Annotated in this window: 17 protein-coding genes; 4 read left to right on the top strand and 13 right to left on the bottom strand. The window is 38.8% G+C overall.

The window, feature by feature from the left end; all coding sequences use genetic code 11:
- Nucleotides 1–6: 6 nt before the first annotated feature.
- Entirely contained in the window at nucleotides 7–1,587 is a 1,581-nt protein-coding gene (locus tag RBQ60_RS05930; protein WP_307885659.1) for an ATP-binding protein, read from the top strand.
- Complete coding sequence (locus RBQ60_RS05925; protein ID WP_307885658.1) at nucleotides 1,556–2,251, top strand: response regulator; 696 nt, start codon at nucleotides 1,556–1,558, stop codon at nucleotides 2,249–2,251. Before RBQ60_RS05930 ends, RBQ60_RS05925 begins: the two co-directional genes overlap by 32 nt.
- Nucleotides 2,252–2,396: 145 nt before the next feature.
- Here RBQ60_RS05925 and RBQ60_RS05920 read toward each other — a convergent pair whose 3' ends face one another.
- The 13 genes from RBQ60_RS05920 to RBQ60_RS05860 form a co-directional block, all read right to left on the bottom strand.
- A complete protein-coding gene (locus tag RBQ60_RS05920; protein WP_307885657.1) occupies nucleotides 2,397–3,614 on the bottom strand; it encodes a BTAD domain-containing putative transcriptional regulator in 1,218 nt (405 codons plus the stop codon).
- Between the two features lie 264 nt (nucleotides 3,615–3,878).
- A complete protein-coding gene (locus RBQ60_RS05915; RefSeq protein ID WP_307885656.1) occupies nucleotides 3,879–4,952 on the bottom strand; it encodes a type IV pilus twitching motility protein PilT in 1,074 nt (357 codons plus the stop codon).
- 15 nt (nucleotides 4,953–4,967) lie between these two features.
- Complete coding sequence (locus RBQ60_RS05910) at nucleotides 4,968–5,420, bottom strand: hypothetical protein (RefSeq protein ID WP_307885655.1); 453 nt, start codon at nucleotides 5,418–5,420, stop codon at nucleotides 4,968–4,970.
- A complete protein-coding gene (locus tag RBQ60_RS05905) occupies nucleotides 5,413–5,814 on the bottom strand; it encodes a hypothetical protein (protein WP_307885654.1) in 402 nt (133 codons plus the stop codon). Before RBQ60_RS05905 ends, RBQ60_RS05910 begins: the two co-directional genes overlap by 8 nt.
- Nucleotides 5,811–6,296 carry a DUF4860 domain-containing protein gene (locus tag RBQ60_RS05900; protein ID WP_307885653.1) on the bottom strand — a complete coding sequence of 162 codons (486 nt, stop codon included), beginning with the start codon at nucleotides 6,294–6,296 and terminating at the stop codon, nucleotides 5,811–5,813. Before RBQ60_RS05900 ends, RBQ60_RS05905 begins: the two co-directional genes overlap by 4 nt.
- Before the next feature lie 8 nt (nucleotides 6,297–6,304).
- Nucleotides 6,305–6,613: a hypothetical protein gene (locus tag RBQ60_RS05895; protein WP_307885652.1), complete on the bottom strand. Its 309-nt coding sequence runs from the start codon at nucleotides 6,611–6,613 to the stop codon at nucleotides 6,305–6,307.
- Nucleotides 6,614–6,626: 13 nt separating this feature from the next.
- Nucleotides 6,627–7,670, bottom strand: coding sequence for a type II secretion system F family protein (locus tag RBQ60_RS05890; RefSeq protein ID WP_307885651.1), 1,044 nt, complete (start codon nucleotides 7,668–7,670; stop codon nucleotides 6,627–6,629).
- A 66-nt stretch (nucleotides 7,671–7,736) separates the two neighbouring features.
- Entirely contained in the window at nucleotides 7,737–8,762 is a 1,026-nt protein-coding gene (locus tag RBQ60_RS05885) for a transglutaminase-like domain-containing protein (protein WP_307885650.1), read from the bottom strand.
- 163 nt (nucleotides 8,763–8,925) lie between these two features.
- Nucleotides 8,926–9,480 carry a helix-turn-helix domain-containing protein gene (locus RBQ60_RS05880; protein WP_307885649.1) on the bottom strand — a complete coding sequence of 185 codons (555 nt, stop codon included), beginning with the start codon at nucleotides 9,478–9,480 and terminating at the stop codon, nucleotides 8,926–8,928.
- A gap of 214 nt (nucleotides 9,481–9,694) precedes the next feature.
- Nucleotides 9,695–10,891 carry a bifunctional phosphopantothenoylcysteine decarboxylase/phosphopantothenate--cysteine ligase CoaBC gene (gene coaBC, locus RBQ60_RS05875; RefSeq protein ID WP_307885648.1) on the bottom strand — a complete coding sequence of 399 codons (1,197 nt, stop codon included), beginning with the start codon at nucleotides 10,889–10,891 and terminating at the stop codon, nucleotides 9,695–9,697.
- A gap of 94 nt (nucleotides 10,892–10,985) precedes the next feature.
- Complete coding sequence (locus RBQ60_RS05870) at nucleotides 10,986–11,786, bottom strand: DUF4397 domain-containing protein (RefSeq protein WP_307885647.1); 801 nt, start codon at nucleotides 11,784–11,786, stop codon at nucleotides 10,986–10,988.
- Between the two features lie 277 nt (nucleotides 11,787–12,063).
- Nucleotides 12,064–12,576, bottom strand: a complete 513-nt coding sequence (locus tag RBQ60_RS05865) for a ferritin (RefSeq protein WP_307885646.1) — start codon at nucleotides 12,574–12,576, stop codon at nucleotides 12,064–12,066.
- Between the two features lie 54 nt (nucleotides 12,577–12,630).
- A complete protein-coding gene (locus tag RBQ60_RS05860; RefSeq protein WP_307885645.1) occupies nucleotides 12,631–13,500 on the bottom strand; it encodes a hemolysin family protein in 870 nt (289 codons plus the stop codon).
- Between the two features lie 221 nt (nucleotides 13,501–13,721).
- On the opposite strand from RBQ60_RS05860, the gene RBQ60_RS05855 reads away from it, so the two are divergent.
- Both RBQ60_RS05855 and RBQ60_RS05850 read left to right on the top strand, forming a co-directional pair.
- Nucleotides 13,722–14,423, top strand: a complete 702-nt coding sequence (locus RBQ60_RS05855; protein ID WP_307885644.1) for a hydrolase — start codon at nucleotides 13,722–13,724, stop codon at nucleotides 14,421–14,423.
- A 256-nt stretch (nucleotides 14,424–14,679) separates the two neighbouring features.
- Entirely contained in the window at nucleotides 14,680–15,255 is a 576-nt protein-coding gene (locus RBQ60_RS05850) for a DMP19 family protein (protein ID WP_307885643.1), read from the top strand.
- Nucleotides 15,256–15,492 lie beyond the last annotated feature (237 nt).

Here is a 15,492-nt window from a genome sequence, read left to right as displayed (position 1 = left end):
TATAATATGAGAGATTATTTACGTCAATTAAAAAGTGTGAAGCTATCCCCCAGTATTATCTTGTACGATTTATTTAAAACAATATTAATATTCCTAGTGGCAACCTCATTTGCGTTATGCGTGGTAGAAATGAAGGTTATCATCGATAATATTTTTGGGGTTTATATGCTGGCCGTTGCCATAACTTCTGTAATTACCAGGGGTTATATCTGGGGAATCCTCTCCTCTGTGGGCGGGGTAATCGCCGTGAATTTTTTCTTCACTTATCCCTACTTTGCCATAAACTTTTCCATGGCGGGCTACCCTGTTACTTTTGCACTACTTCTCTTAATGTCGGTCTTAACCAGTGCCTTAACCACAAGAGTAAAAAAAGCCGCCATTCTATCTGCTATGCGTGAGCGTAGAGCGGAAAATCTTACAAAAATGAGCAATGCCCTTTTATCTGCAAATACCTTAAATAAAGTCATTGAAATCACTTTGGATTTTTTCTTTCAATCCAATCACTGTAGCGTTGTTGCTTATTTGGGGAATCCTGAAAACCCTAAAATCAAGTTATTTCAAACACTAAAAAGCCAAGATGAACTGATTTTTAACAGTCCTTTGGAGTTGAAATTAGCCGTTGATGCCTTCACGAAAAATGAAGTCTGCGGCGTGGTGCTAAATCCAAAAGTGCAAAATTGCAAAGGTAGCTATATCCCAATTTCTTCTGAAAACAAAGTCTATGGGGTCATTGGTCTTCTTTTTGAGAATGACTATGTCCTATTAGACACCTATATATTCTCAGAAATTATGATTTCTCAAACCATTTTGGCTTTAGAAAGGCAGGCGATTGAGGAAAAAGCACAGCAAATTCTATTGGAAAAAGAAAAGGAAAAAATGCGCAGTAACCTATTAAGAGCAGTTTCTCACGATTTACGAACACCACTTACCTGTATTCTAGGGGCCACCACAACCTTACAGGAAAATAAAGAAAAGATTAATGAAGTGACTTTTGATCAGCTGCTAAGCGATATTCACCATGATGCCCAATGGCTTATTCATATGGTAGAAAATTTGCTTTCCATTACAAAAATCAGTAGCGAGGATGCAAAAGTAAAAAAACAAGATGAAATCGTAGAAGAAATTGTTGCAGAATCCGTTTCTAGAATTCTAAAACGCTTTCCTAACTCCACCATAAATGTTTCCGTACCCGAAGAACTTTTAATTGTGCCTATGGACGCAACACTAATAGAGCAGGTTTTGATAAACCTATTAGAAAATGCCATCCGCCACTCAGGGACTTCTCTTCCCGTAAGACTTAAGGTTTCTAAGGAACAAGATGAGGCCATTTTTACTGTTACAGACTATGGCAAAGGCATCGATCCAACAAAAGTTTCTACAATTTTTGAAGGAAAAAGTGGAGCTGTTTCCGCAGACGCTAACCGTGGCTTAGGGATTGGTCTTTCTATATGCAAGACAATTATACTAGCTCATGATGGTAGAATATTTGCTAAAAATCATAATTGCGGTGGTGCAAGTTTTACATTCGTATTGCCCATGAAAGGAGATCTTCGAAATGTCAATGAAAGCAAAAATACTTATTGTTGAAGATGAAGTGCCCATCTGTAACTTTATCGAAATGACTTTAAAATCCAAAGAATATGGTGTTCTCTGTGCAAAAAATGGCCAGGAGGCCTTATCCATGATTCCATCCCACTGCCCCGATTTGGTTCTGCTGGATTTGGGGCTGCCGGACTTAGATGGGATTACCGTTTTAAAGCATCTTAGATCTTGGACTTCCACGCCTGTTATCGTTGTTTCTGCCCGGGGTGATGAAACGGATAAAGTTGAGGCTCTTGACTTAGGTGCTGATGATTATATTGTGAAACCATTTGGTACTTCTGAACTTTTGGCTCGTATTCGTACTGCTCTACGACACAGTACCAGCATCCATTCTGGCACAACACAAAACCAATTTTGTGTAAAAGGCTTGAAAATTGATTTCCCCAAAAGATTAGTTACCATCGATAGCAAAGAAGTTCATCTAACTCAAATTGAATATAAAATCGTATCATTGTTAGCCAAAAGTGCAGGCCGAGTCCTTACCTATGATAACATTATTACAGAACTCTGGGGGCCTTATGCCCTTAAGGACAATCAAATTCTAAGGGTGAATATGGCGAACATAAGGCGAAAGTTGGAAAAAAACCCTGCCGCTCCAGAATATATCTTTACTGAAGTGGGTGTTGGCTACCGTATGGTTGAGGAATAGTGGCATTTTTATTGTATACTAGAACAAACAAGGAAAGCATCTGCAAACTGTATGGTTTGCAGATGCTTTCCTTCTAAGACGCTCCTAGTTTCTTTAAACTTAGGTCGTTTATTTTGCTGCTAAAGTCCCATAGCTTTTTACTCTCTTAATCCTTTATAAAACAATCTGCTTTTGGCATGATTTGCTGGGTAGAATATTTAAGGACAATAGATATATTAGGGAATTCCTTACGAAATACCTTTAGCAATCTTTGCGCAACCATATTTGCCGTTTCAGTGGTTGTATAGGGTAGCATAATTAAGTACTGATTCACACTATATCTTGTAAATACGTCACCGCTACGGATATTGTACTGAATCGTTGTTTTTAACGCATCCATTGATCGGTTTAAAACCCTTCGAGATGGAATGCCAACAGTGTTTTTATCAACAGCGGATATTAAGCATAAAAAAGAGGTATCTCCCGTCCTGCCGATGCTCCTAGTCTCTAAACGATAAACTAGTTTGAAAAACTCATATTCACAAAAAACACAGCCGATTTCTTCCCTGCTCTCATCCAGTTTGCTTTTTATTACGCTTAAGTTCATTTCTGGAGTCTTTATTGTTTTTACTACGTCTTTATATAATGCACGAAGCTCTTCGGAAGGGGTTACACCCAACTCTTTCATGAATAAATCTGTTACATGATGATATAAGTCCAAGGCTTTTTCCAGATGTCCAGTACAAATTAAAACTTGAATTAGGTAAATATAAAACTGCTCTTCATAAGGCTCAAAGAGAATGGCCTTTTGGCACACACTGGCCAGTTGCTCATACTTTTTATGTTCAAAAAGCATATGAGCCAAATCCAATACCACCCGATTATAAAGAGTACGATAATAGTTCGCAATTGGGATAACCCATGGTTCAGATGCTTTTTTTTGTAAGAAATGGCCCTGATATAGGCTTTCCGCTTGGAGCAGTAAAGCTATTTTTCTTGCATCATCCTCTGTTTCTTGGTCACTTTCATAAATCAGTCTTTGGAATTCGTCTATATCTGTCACACAAGTGTAGTCTTGGTTCCATCCATAGGCACCATTTCGATATAAAATCATACGCCGACTATCTTCAAAATCCAAATCTTCTAAAGTAGACCTTACACGGTGCATTAAAACCTTCAAAGTATTAATCGGATCACGAGAGTTGCTATCTGACCAAAGCAGGTCTATCAACTCATCCTGAGACACAAAACGTTTCCTATGGACAATAATATACTCAAGCAAAGTCCACACCTTTTTGGAGCGGTTGGACTGGTCAGAAATGATGCTATCACCATATTCAATCGTAAATTCTCCCAGCATTGTTACTCTAAATTCTTCGTTCAACTGGCCTCCCCCTTTTTTCTTTCCGTATGCCAAAACTACATTCTTACTTCTTACTATTTGTATTTCTTCCTTTGCCTACTAGAAAAAGATTCCTTTGCCTATCCCATGCGCTTCAACCGCATCTAGTTAGAGACTTCCCAGGCCACCTGTTCGAAGGGGGTTTTACACCCGAATTTCGTCCATTGCTCCATTTTGCTCTCCTTCACCATTTTATATGGTTTAGCATCTCTTCCACTTTAAAAGTCTTGTATGTTGTGTCTAACCTTACCCTCCTAAGTTGCTACGCAACCGCTTCTCCAAAAGCTCTGGATGAAGGGCATATTGCAATGCTGTTTCCATGGTTATTTTACCCCTTGTGGCCAAATCGTATAGACTGTTGTCCATTGAAACCATACCCTCTGTCCCCGACATTCCGATAACGGATTCTATCTGATAAACCTTTGACTCACGAATCATATTACGAACAGCACTATTTACATGCATCACTTCAAAAACAGGAATCAACTCGCCATTTACACTGGGAATCAACTGCTGAGAAATCACTGTTTTTAAAGCCATGGACAACTGTACACGAACCTGCTGTTGCTGGTTTGAGGGAAAGATATCTATGATGCGGTCAATGGTGTTCACAGCACCTACGGTATGCAGTGTAGAAAGGATCAGGTGTCCCGTTTCCGCTGCAGTCATAGCAATTTGAACGGTCTCATAGTCTCTCATCTCACCCACCAATATAACATCTGGAGATTGCCTTAAACTAGAACGCAAGGCGGTAACAAAGTTCATGGTGTCTAAGCCAATTTCTCGCTGACTTATAATGGATTTCTCATTGCGGTACAAAAACTCAATGGGATCTTCTAGGGTAATGATATGACCACTTCTCGTCTCATTAATCCTTTGCAAAATACAAGCAAGGGTTGTGGATTTTCCGTTCCCAGCGGCCCCTGTAACAAGAACCATACCTTTTTGTTTATTTGCCAAGGCCATGACCTGCTCGGGAATTCCAATGGCCTGATAATTTGGTATGCCAAAGGCAACAATACGCAAAACCGCCGCCATAGAGCCTCTTTGCTTATAACAGTTCACCCTTAGCCTTGTCAGATTGGGAACGGAAATGGCAAAGTCGTCATCCCCATCCGCCATTAATCTACATAATTCTCTATTGGCAAGCTTATACGCCTCCTCCACCAAGTCTTTAGAGTAATCAGGCATAACCTTTTCCTCATTCAGCTGATAAATCACTTTTCCCTTTTTGTAGGACACGGGTTTTCCGGCGACGATAAAAATATCCGAAGCCCCTAGCTCCATTGATTTTTTCAAAATTTCTAATAACGAAAGCATACCTGCCTCCCCATATTATTCCATACTCTCCCCGTCCCAAATTTGCAAACTCTCATCTGCCTGCCAATCTTGTGTAGATTGAACCCGCCACTGTTGAATCTCAAAATCTTTACCAATGCAAATGGCTGCAAAAAGAGCCTGCCTTTCATCAATGGGACACTGATATGAAAAGTATATCTCATTTTCTTCCAATTGACAATCCAGATTATTTTCTTCTGCAAAGGCCATGAATTCCCTAACATCCCCTTTGTTCTCCCAAATTTTTCCTAACTCATTTGCTATCTCAGTACAATAAGCTTCAGCTTCGTAATAACGCTTCATGGCTATTGCCGATTTTTGCGATAAATGTCTTTCATTTAAAGCAGTAGACAACGTCATGACAGAAAAAATTGTCAAGGATAAGACCGTAAGGATTACCACCAATGAAGTAATACCTAGGCTTATTTGGGGGCTTCTATTTCTATTCACCGTAAATCACCGCCTCAGTGATTATGGAAAAAATTTCTTTCTCTTGATCTTTCACCGTAATTTCTGCCCTTGCCCCTGCTACTTTCATCAAAAGAACAAATCTACTTTCCGCCCAAACAGGGTTCCATTCCCCGTCGTAAAATAATTCTAACTCATTCCCATCTATGCTAGCCTGCATCAGATGCGCCGTTTCCTTTATATCCCCGTTAGTACTTTGCCAGTATTCCGCCGCCTTCTGGGTTTGTCTACAAGCTTGATCCAAATTGTAACTTTCTTGGGAAATTCTGTTCCCCTCAACAAAAACCTTAAGGCATATGCTTGCAGAAATGGCAAACACCAAAAGCATAATCACAACTTCCATGAGAAATAAAGGGGTTTTTGAAGAAAAATTCATTGTACAGCCCCCTTTCTTTTACTATGCAAGTTTAGAACTGCCTCAGCCACTTCCTCCCCATAGGCACATTGCAAAGTAAGCAACTGCCCAGTTAGGGATATTTCTAAGCTATCAATAGGCATAATTTGCTGTCCATCTTGAGGAAAAAATCCACCATCTACGCTACAAAATAATTCCATCAGATAACCATCAAAGGAATAAATATAGGTAACAAATTCCTCGCCATCATAAACTTCATAGAGGGCAAGGGCGTCTTCCTGCCCTAACTTTCCTAATCCCACGCCTTCTTTCTGATCATAATGGCGAACCTTTGCTGATAGGTAATTGATACAAGTTGTTGTGGAGTATTGCCCATCCATAACAGAAGAAACCCTTTGATATACCTTTGCCCCTGCAAGCAAGGTAGCCAGTAAGCATGCAGAAAACAAAAAAAATAACAACAGGCTAGGTATCGTTTCTAAAATACGGGTTTGTTTTTTCATACTCTCCCTCACTTCTCAGTTACTGTCACATCAGGCATCATATTTGAAGCAAATATATCATAAAAAACAGTATATTTTTCCTCGTCAATTTGAATGCCGTAATTCTCTTTCAGATATTCATAACTCGGTGGATAAACACCCTCTAAGGCATAACAGCTAATGGCAGCCCGCATAATACTCTCTTGGGCTATTCTCAGAGCCTCTTCCTTCTGAGCAGTTTTCGCCCCATACAAGCCAAAAATCACAAACCCGCCTACAGAAAAAAATAAGCATAGGGATAAAGCATAATCCTTGATTAAATTAAAGCCTTTTTTCAACCTTCTCACCTACTTATCCCAAAGAACTCATAATACCAACCAAAGGAAACATAACAGAAAGAAGCAAAAAGCCTACCAACAACGACAACAATACAACCACAACAGGTTCAACCAATGAGGCTTTTTTTGTTAACGCCGAAGCCGCATCTTCCTCGGTCCTTCTAGCAATCTCCAACAATATCTCATCTAAATTGCCACTTTTTATGCCTATGGCTAGCATACGACAATACATTGCTTTCAAAAGTTCTTCCTTTTCCACAGCCTCTGAAAATGCCATACCTAATTGGGTATTTTCCTTACAGCGGCGAATTTTTTCCCGCAAAGTAGCATCCTCGCTGAAGTCCTCGGCAATCTCTAAGGCTCGATTTGTGTCTAAGCCACTGCTAATAGTCATGGATAATGCGGAGGCAAACTGGGCCTTTTCAGAAAGAACACCCACCGTTGTTTTCGAAAACCAGTGATGGAAATAAGAACGAACTTTTTCGCCTACGGAAGCATTGAGCCATACTAAAATTGCAAAGAGGGCCATCATGATGAATATCCCTATAAAAATAAAACGACCTTTTTTCAATGCCACGCCGATATTTAAGAAAAACAAGGCACTCGTCGGCAGTGTAGCACCCAACTGAGCAAAGACACTCTGAAAAATAGGCAAAACCTCAACGATGAGCACAATCACAACAGCCAGCATCACAAAAAACAACAGCACAGGGAATAGAACCGTTTCCTTCAGTAATTTTACTGTTCTGACTTTTTGCTCAAAATAACGAGACAAGGATGCAAAAGACTCCTCCAGGCGTCCCGTTTCCTCACCCAAGCGAACGAACCTTAACATATATGGCGGAAACACACCTGCTTCTATCATGGTTTCATGAACAGAAGAACTAAACATTGCCTTTTCATAAGTATTATAAAAAAAAGCCTTTTTCGTGGGATCTTTTTCATTTTCGGAAAGAATGAAAAACCCCTCTCCTACGGATATCCCTGCTTTTAAAAGCAATGAAAACTCTAGACAAAATGCTGAAAGCTCTTCGTTAGACCAGTACTTATTTTTCATAACAACCCCCCGTACACACAACGAACCGCTGAATTCAGCGGTTTCGTCTTACTTTCATTATACACTTTAATACAAATACTTTTCTTTATAATTTTTTTCGTCACTAATATATTTCATAATGGCATCGCTAGAATTTCCACTGGATGCAAAGGTTGGATCCATCAGTCGCCATGTGGTTCCATCAAAGAAAATAATCCCCTCTATCCAGCCTGTTTCCTCCGTATAGGTTGAAATCCATGCATGGTATATTGACCCAGTATAACCTGTAACCAGTTTTGCAGGAATGCCTTGACTTCGAAGCATTGCAGCCATAACCGCTGCATAGTCAAAGCAAATACCCGTTTTTGCTTTCAAAACTTCATCAACCACAGGTAAATAACCACTTTGTACCGTTTCTGCCTTCCTTTTATCATAAGCTATATTTTTCACTACATAGTCGTAAATCTTCTCTACTTTTTCAAGGTCACTTTTGCTATCCTTAGTCAGAGAAGCAGCCAAAGTCACCACCTGGCTCTTTTCGTTATAATTTACATATTGATTCGGGCGTAAAAAAGGTGCAAACTCATCTTTCAGAGAAACTTTAAAGTTCTTTGAAAAAAGGGTGCTATATTTTGTTCCCGAAATATTTTTATAAGCCCCAATGGTATATTGCCCACTACCATCAGAAAGGATAAAAGTTTCATAATTCCCTTTACTGCTTAAATTATAAGTATATTTCACACTGCTAGGACCGGTTAAAATCACCTTAATCTTGTCTGATGAATCACCTGTATACTTTACCATTACATAACCATCAGCAGCATTTGACGCATCCACAGTTACATCATTACTGCCGCCACTGGTATACACTACCTTGCCCGAGGGCTGAGGCCCTTGGAAAATGGTTGCCTTAGGATCGCCCGCCAAAGGCACCATAGACTCCGCTAAAGCTTCCTCCAAGGCAAAAGTATTCTCCTGTGAATACAGTTCTAAGGGAAACTGAGCTGCTTTTACTTCTTGGGCTTGGGTAACCGTGCTACTAGCGCAGCCGCTTAATAATATTGCCGACATAGAAAAATACATAATGAAATTTTTCAACTTATTTTTTTTCATTTCTTCACCCCATTACGTATCAAAACTTGCTTTCAAAATATAATATTTTAGAATTACAAGATTGTACCAATTATTTTTTAAAATACTACCACAAAAAGGAAAACCCGTCAATTCAGCACCACTTCTAAGGGAAGCAGCATTATCTTATCTTTATTTTTAAGGTTTACTTTTTATAATACATCAACTGACAAATTTTCGCTGTACCTTCTCCAATGTTCTTATATTTATGCGGTTGATCCGCATCAAAACGCATGGCACAGCCTTCTTTTAAAATAAATTTCTGTTCCATAATCTTCAGTTGGATGTTGCCTTGAAAAACCATAATATAGGTCTCAACGCCGTCTTCCCTAGGCAAGGATTCAGAAAAAGAGTCCGAATCCAGTTCTACCACAAATATTTCGAACCTTTTATTGTCATCATAGGGAAAGAAAGGAAACAACCTATAATGACCCTGATTACTGAAAAGAGGGTTTAAATCCTCTTTGTTAATTACTTTCATAGGTCTTTCTTCATCCTCCAAAAGGCCAGTTAATGATGTATGTAGTCCTGATGCAATTTTGAATAAGGTTGCCACCGTAGGGCTAGATTCTCCCCTTTCAGTCTGTCCCAGCATACTTTTGCTGACTCCTGTCATATCTGCTACATTGTCTAGGCTTAGTTTCTTATCCTTTCGGATTTTTCTTAGGTTTGAAGCAATAATGCCACTTAACGCGTCCATTTCAATGCCCTCCTATACTTTTCATTTCCACTCTTGCCTAGCAGCCCTTTCTAACCGAAGAATGGGTGCTCCCCCTTAATGCTTAACTATCCTACTCACCCACTAAGTTACAATTCGTATGCTTTTAACCAGACCTCCTCCACCTCAAGGCCGCAAGAACCCCCCCATAAAATGAGAAAAAGGCGCATCTCTTTTGTGGGATACGCCTTTCTCATCAACCCTTTCGCTTCAGGATTTCATCAATAATCTTATGGGCAACCATTTCTTTTGTCAGAAGTTCAAGCTGAACTTCTTCCTCCTTGGAAATCATAGTTACGACATTCGTATCCGTTCCAAAGCCGCTGCCCGCAACCTTTAGGTTGTTTGCAACGATCATATCGATATTCTTTTTCTCCAATTTGACTCTAGAATTTTCCAACATATTTTGTGTTTCCATAGAGAACCCACAGAAAAACTGGCCCTCTCTACGATGTTCGCCCATATATTTTAAAATGTCCTGGGTGCGATCCAGTTCGATACTCATATTCCCGTCGTTCTTTTTCATTTTATCATCAGCAACGGTTTTAGGTTTATAATCAGCCACTGCTGCCGACTTAATGATGATGTCATTTTCTAAGAAACGCTCCCGCATGGCCTCAAACATATCCCCTGCACTCTTTACCTGAATAAAGTTCACAAAAGGGGGTTTTTCCAAAGCAGTCACCCCGCTAACAAGGGTAACCTCTGCCCCTCTAAGCATAGCTGCTTTTGCCAGCTCATAACCCATTTTTCCTGTGGAATGATTTGTGATGTACCTTACAGGGTCAATGCTCTCTTGGGTAGGCCCTGCGGTAATAATTACCTTTTGCCCCGCCAAATCCTTTTCGCAAGCAATTTCTCGAAGGACATATGAAACCAAAACTTCTTCTTTGGGCATTTTTCCATCCCCAACATCTCTGCAAGCCAACAGACCGCTCTCTGGTTGAACCACCTCAAAACCGTAAGAAGAAAGCTTCTTTAGATTATCCTGCACAATGGGATTGTGATACATATTGGTATTCATGGCCGGTGCAATAATTTTTTTTGCAGTACAAGCCATAACCGTTGTTGTTAGCATATCATCAGCAATTCCACAGGCCAATTTACCAATTACATTAGCCGAAGCAGGCGCAATCAAAAATAAGTCCGCCTTTTTTGCCAAAGAGACATGGGTAACATGAAATTGAAAGTTTCGATCAAACGTATCCACCAAACATTTATTTCCTGTGAGTGTTTCGAAGGTAATGGGGGTAATAAAATGCGTCGCGTTTTCCGTCATAATTACATGAACATCACATTCCATTTTCACCAGCATACTGGCTACTTTTGCCATTTTGTATGCTGCAATACTTCCAGTTACCCCTAAAACCACCGTTTTTCCTTTAAGTAACATAACATACTCCTTTTGTTCCGTATTTGCATATACCTTTGTTCATATTATAACAAACATTCCCAAATTCTACTAGCTTTTTCGTAAAAAAATACAACTAAAAATTTAAAAAAGAAATGCCTTCTTCTTCTACTAAAATTTGTAAACCAACTCCATCACTCGTGTCCCCCACTATATAAACTGTATAAGCACTTCCCCCATCTAATTTCATTTCCAACTCTTCTGCCAAAATACCGCCTGTAATAAAGTCTTTGAGCTTTAGACTGTGGCTTCCAGGGGGTGTTGTGAGGTATCGGCTTACTTCTTTAAAATCAATTTCTGACAGAACAAGGGTATCATCTAATTGGGCATCCATTACAGAGGCAAGAGGAGATAGCTGCACAAAACGTATCAAAGAACTTTTTTTAGGAATTGGACGGATGCTATCCGTAATTAACTCTAAAGACACCTCTGTTCCTCTACCAATTATTGCTGCAGTGTAAATACGATAGCCAATCAGGTTGATAAATGTAACCAAAAGAGGGGTTCGTGTTGTTCCCGCTTCATATACTTCAATCTTATAATATCCCGGAAAGGCCTTTTGGTATTCCGTAAAAAATCCATACTTTAAATCCGAGGCTACCTTTTTCCCATTCACATATACGTCAACAGCAGGTAAAGATGAGAAAGCGTTGAAAAATCTGAGATAGCTAATCAGTGTGATACCCGAGATGATAGGGATTTCTGCAACCTTAACGTTAGGCACTATATTGATTTCTGGGTACAGACGGCGAATCATATCGGCGCCCACTTCCATGGTCAATGCTGATTCATCCATATCTACAAGCTCCTCTTCCGTTAAGGGTAAAGGTATAATCATTTCTCTGCTTGTTTCTACATTTTCATAATTTTCCGTCATCGCCACAGCCCACCATTCTTTTTTCTTTCACTATATGGGGGGACAAATTTTTTGGTGAAATCATTCGCTTTTTGGAATAAGCATTGCAAGTTTAAAATTCTTGAGATTAAATCCAAACCGTATCTATAAAAAGAAGCGTATACAGAATCTGTATACGCTTCTTTTTAATACATTTTAGTAGTCATACACTCACAAAAAACATCAGATAAAGAATGCTCTATAAAGATTATCCCATTATATCATAAAGATATCCTTCGTGATCGACAATTTCCAAATATTAAAGAACCAGAGAAGGTGCCACATGAACCCTAGCCTTTAATTCATTATCTAACATATAAAGCCCCTTTGAATCGCTTCCGAAAAGTTCCATTTTGGTAATTAAGTTATTTGCATTTGTTTCTTCTTCACCCTGTTCCTTTACAAACCAATCTAAGAACTGGGTCGTACGGAAGTCATGCACCTGCTGAGCAGCTGCATAAATTTTATGGATTGAATCTGTTACGTACTCTTCATGTTCCAAAGCTGCTTTCAAAGGATCCATTAATGTTTCCATATGGACATCAGGCTTGCCAATTGCCTCAAGCACTACTTGCTCATTGTTGTTGTGCAAGTACTGATAAAACAGCATTGCGTGGTCTCTTTCCTCCTGAGCCTGAATTTTGTACCAGTTTGCAAAACCTTCCAAGCCCTTTGCCTCAAAGAAGTTTGCAAAGTCCAGATACAAGTAAGCAGAAAAAAACTCCTTATTTACCTGATCATTTAAAAGTTCAACTACCTTTTTATCCAACATATTCATTCCTCCTGTGTTTTCTTATTCAGTTTCAGTATTTACTTTCTCTGGGCTTTATAAACCCAAAGCTAAAACCTTTTCAATTCGTTTTTCTTCGATACGCTCTATGCGAAAAAGCCAATTGTCCACCACAATTTCAGGTTTTTCCTGTTCCTCAGGAATTCTTCCCAATCGACCGATTAGATAGCCCCCTAAGGTATCATAGTCTTCCTCATCTTCAAAAGTAATTTGCAGTAAATCTGCTACATCTGCCAAATTTGTGGTACCATTGATTCGATAAGTATTCTCATCGACAATACTAATTTCTTCTTCTTCTTCAAGGTCATATTCATCAAATATATTTCCCACAATTTCTTCAATTACATCTTCCATGGTAACCAACCCTGCTGTACCGCCATATTCATCAATGACAATTGCCATATGTACCTTTTCTCTTTGCATTTCTTGGAAAAGTTCATCAGTTTTTTTTGAAAAAGGCACAAAAAAAGGTTTTTTCAGAATTTCCATTAAATTCAACTTGCTTTTGTCAAGCTCGTCAGAAAGAAAAAACTTAACTACATCTTTTACATGGAGTAAGCCAATGATATTATCAATATTATCATTGTAAACAACAATACGGGAGTATTTCTCTTCGGAGATGACCTTCATAATTTCTATAAAGGAAGCATCAAAAGGAATGGCTACAATATCTCTTCGGTGGGTGGCTATCTCCCCCACGGAGGTATTTCCCAACTCAAAAATATTGTTTATCATTTCTTTTTCCGTTATATCAATACTACCATTATCACCACCGGCATCCACCATCATACGAATGCCTTCCTCTGTAATCACTGCACGTTTTTTTTCTTCTTTTATGCGCAACAATAAAACAAGCAATACTACATTCAAAATTATAGATATGGTCAAACCTATTACGGTTTCCAAAGTTCAATCATCCTCCAAAAAATGCTAAATTTTCGGTTACTAGTAGTGTAGTATTAAACCAATATTATGTCAAGGCTTTGCTTCTTGTTTGACATACGTCGAATTTTTACAATATCTTCCATTATGCACAATCAAACCTTGACAAACAGGCCATAAAATTGTATGATTATAACAACTTTTTATAAGGTTTTTACCTTTTAGCATGTGAAAGGAGATGGAGTATGGCTGAAAAAATCATCCCTCGTATTGACAGTAGATTAAGGAAACATATCGTTACTATGCCTGAAGAAATATGGAGTGCTAGTGGCATTGTCATCTGGGGAAAGCGTATCAAATCATTAATATTTTCAACCGACATTGCGATTATTCGTAACTGTAATGCCGATGCAGTTTTGGCAGTATATCCTTTTACACCTCAGCAAATCATTGCAGACGCTATTGTTTCCGCCTCTAGTATCCCTGTTTTTTGCGGGGTCGGCGGTGGTACTACAACAGGCCCTAGGGTTGTCATGTTAGCAAAAGATGCAGAAGCATTAGGGGCCATGGGTGTGGTTGTGAACGCACCTACCAGCAACTCTGTAATTCAACATATTCATGAAGTGATTGATATACCTATAATTGTAACAGTGTTACATGAAAATAGTGATATTGCAGGAAGGTTAGCAGCAGGCACAAGCATTCTAAATGTATCCGCCGCAGGCCGTACCCCCCACGTAGTACGGGAAATTCGCCGAAAATTCCCCGATGTTCCTATTATTGCAACAGGCGGCCCCACAAGACAGAGTATTAAGGAAACCATTGAAGCAGGAGCAAACGCAATCAGCTTTACTCCACCCACAGCAATGGACTTATTCCATGGACTGATGAGTCGCTATCGTACAGAACACGAACAACAACAAAATTCAAAATCGGAAGAAAAGTAAACCAATAAGCCCCATTTGAGATAAACTCAAATAGGGCTTTCTTTGTTTCATTCCATTGCAAAAAATAAACAAACTTGATATTAGGGTTGGAATCCAGTAAGTGGTTTTTTTACAAAAGTTCGATTCCTCGTAAAGAAATCTTGCAGAAGAAAAAATATCTCCTTGAAAAGTACTTTAGATAAGTTATACTACAATCATAGGAAGTATTAATCTTTCATTGCAATGAGACAAAAACAATCATTTAGGAGGAAATCATATGGCACTGCTTGCAAAGATTATAGTAAGTTTTTTTAAAGTACTAGGATTAATTATTAGAATTTTTGAAAGGAATAGAAAAAAAGATATATATGCTTTTAAAGAAGAATTAATAGAGCCAGGATATGCAGAAAAAATTATTACGGACGATAAAAATCCTCATCCTTTATTAGATATATTATGGAAAATTCAAAAAAAGTGTGAGCATGGTCGTAAATTAGAGCAATTGACATCTAGGGAACGTGTTATCTACTTAACAGATGAAGTCAATGGGCAAGTACATAGCAGTGGTTTCTGCCATTATTTCTTTTACCCAAGTGGTGCCAACTCTAAAGAGGCTATCATGGCTTTAAAAGAGATCGGCGCTCCCTATACAGCATCGTTAGTACAAGAGGCGAAGAATGTATACAGAAATGGATTTACTCACTGTTGGAAGAATCCCCCTGAAGACGAAGTTGAGTTAACTGATGAAGAAATGGAACGATTAGATACACTGGATAACAAATTTTATGAATACAGGGAGAATTTAGATGAACTGCAAATGAAGTACATAAAGGAACATATAGAGGACTTTTAGGAGGGAGTGAACAAAAATCTATAAAAGCAATTCTTCAATAAAGTAAATATTATGGGGACAAGCTTTTATGGCTTATCGGTTTGTATGAGCGGAGGTTTTTTCCATCTGCTCTATACTTCTTTGATGAATTTTACAGCCTACTCATACATTAGAATGAGTTCAGCATATATCTGTCTCAATGTCCGAGGGGCATATAGTCCATTATTTTGCTTCAACTTGACAGGTAAATTGCCTGCA

Source organism: Anaerotignum sp. MB30-C6 (assembly GCF_030908465.1).
Taxonomy (GTDB): Bacteria; Bacillota; Clostridia; order Lachnospirales; family Anaerotignaceae; genus Chakrabartyella.
The sequence above is the reverse complement of the archived record's forward strand: the minus strand, read 5'-3'. Positions and strand labels throughout refer to the sequence as shown.